Source organism: Bradyrhizobium sp. 2TAF36, assembly GCF_052114925.1.
GTDB lineage: Bacteria > Pseudomonadota > Alphaproteobacteria > Rhizobiales > Xanthobacteraceae > Bradyrhizobium > Bradyrhizobium barranii.
In genome coordinates this window covers 1-1663 of record NZ_JBFRFR010000219.1, presented here as the reverse complement: position 1 = coordinate 1663, position 1663 = coordinate 1, and the positions used below count along the sequence as shown (strand labels likewise).

General features: G+C 60.0%; 1 protein-coding gene. It reads right to left on the bottom strand.

Features of this window, described 5'->3' with window-relative positions; translation table 11 throughout:
• Window positions 1-151: 151 nt before the first annotated feature.
• The gene (locus tag AB4Z51_RS44795; protein ID WP_135217344.1) at window positions 152-1597 is read right to left on the bottom strand and encodes an IS1182 family transposase; all 1446 of its coding nucleotides are present in this window, start codon (window positions 1595-1597) and stop codon (window positions 152-154) included.
• Window positions 1598-1663 lie beyond the last annotated feature (66 nt).

The following is a 1663-nucleotide window of genomic DNA, read 5'->3' as shown; positions in this document are numbered from 1 at the left end:
GGGTCTTGGGTGTGTGCAAACGGATAGGTCGGCACGCGGCCGTGGTCGCCAATCGTTGCAGGCGGCCGATGTCTCGCGTCGGAGCGTCCAATGACTGGCCAAAGTGGGTATCGCGACGCGATATTGCGCTTTTGGAGGCACTTTCCGGCCTTCAAGCGGCGCGGATGGCTGCAATCAGGCGCGGTTTGCCGACGATGTTCATCACCCGTGTGAGGTTATAGGCGAGAACATGCAGCGCCATCTCAGCGGCGACATTCCGTAGGCGCTTCATCAAGAAGTGGGTCGCACCCATACGGGCCTTGATCGTGCCGAAGGGATGCTCGACCGTCTCGCGCCGCGTCCGCATGGCGTCGGGATTGGAATCGAGCCGTCTCTGGACCTCCTCGACCACATGCTCATGCTCCCAGCGCGTGATGCGGCGCTCCTTTGACGGCGTGCATTGGCTCTTGATCGCGCAGCCTTGGCACGCTGCTGTCGACCAGTAACGGCGCAGCGTCATTCCGTGCTCGATGTTGGTGTAGTGGTAGGGCAGCAGCTGGCCGGACGGGCAGCGGTAAACGTCCTCATCAGGCAGGTAGGCGAAGTCCTGTTTGCCGAACCGACCCTCCGCCTTGGCGTTCGACGTCATGGGCTTGGGCAGCGTGACTGCAACGCCAGCCTCTTCGCAGGCCAATATCTCTTCTCCGTCGAAGTAGCCACGGTCGGCGACCGCCTCGAGTTTGTCCACTTCGAGCACTTCTTTGGCTTGCTTCGACATCCGAGCAAGCTGCCCACGGTCGTTGCCGACGTTTATGACCTCATGCGTAACAATCAGATGGTGTTCGGTGTCCACCGCGACCTGGACATTGTAGCCGACGACACCCGATCCGCGTCCGCTGGTGGCCATCGAACGGGCATCCGGATCGGTCAGCGATATCTGTTGATCCGGCGTGTTGCGCATCTGCGCATCAAGCACTTCCAGGCGGCTCAGCTCCTGCTTCAGCCGAGCGATCTTTTCCTTGATCCTCGTCGTCTTGATGCTGATCGCTTCCGATGGCTCCTGCCGATCGGCGCTATCGAGTTGACGCAGATATCGACCGACGCTTTCCTCGATCTGCGCCATCCGCCTCGCCATCTTGGCATGCGTGAAGTTGCGATCGCGGTTGTTCACTGCCTTGAACTTGCTGCCATCGATTGCGACGCTTGGGGTCTGCAACAGGCCCATTTGCCGGCATAGCGCAACGAACTTCGCACAAACCTTCCGGATCGCCGCGCCATTATCCTTCCGGAAATCGGCGATCGTCTTGTGATCGGGAGCCAAGCGCCCGATCAGCCACATCACCTCGACATTGCGGCACGCCTCACGTTCCAGGCGGCGACTGGATTGCACCCGATTGAGATAACCGTAGATGTAAAGCTTCAGAAGGACTGCTGGATGATAGGAGGGCCGGCCCGTCTCCTTGGCGATCACACGCTCAAATCCCATTCCATGCAGGTCGAGCGCCTCGACAAACACATCGATCACATGGACCGCGTTGCCCTCGTCTACCCAATCCTCCAGACATTCCGGCAAGAGCGTCAGCTGGGATCTGTCCGCGCCTTCAACGAAGCGTCCCATCCACATCCCCCATCAGGAAACGGAGGAATCGTAACCGACTCGTGGCTTTTCACACAGCCAGGGTCA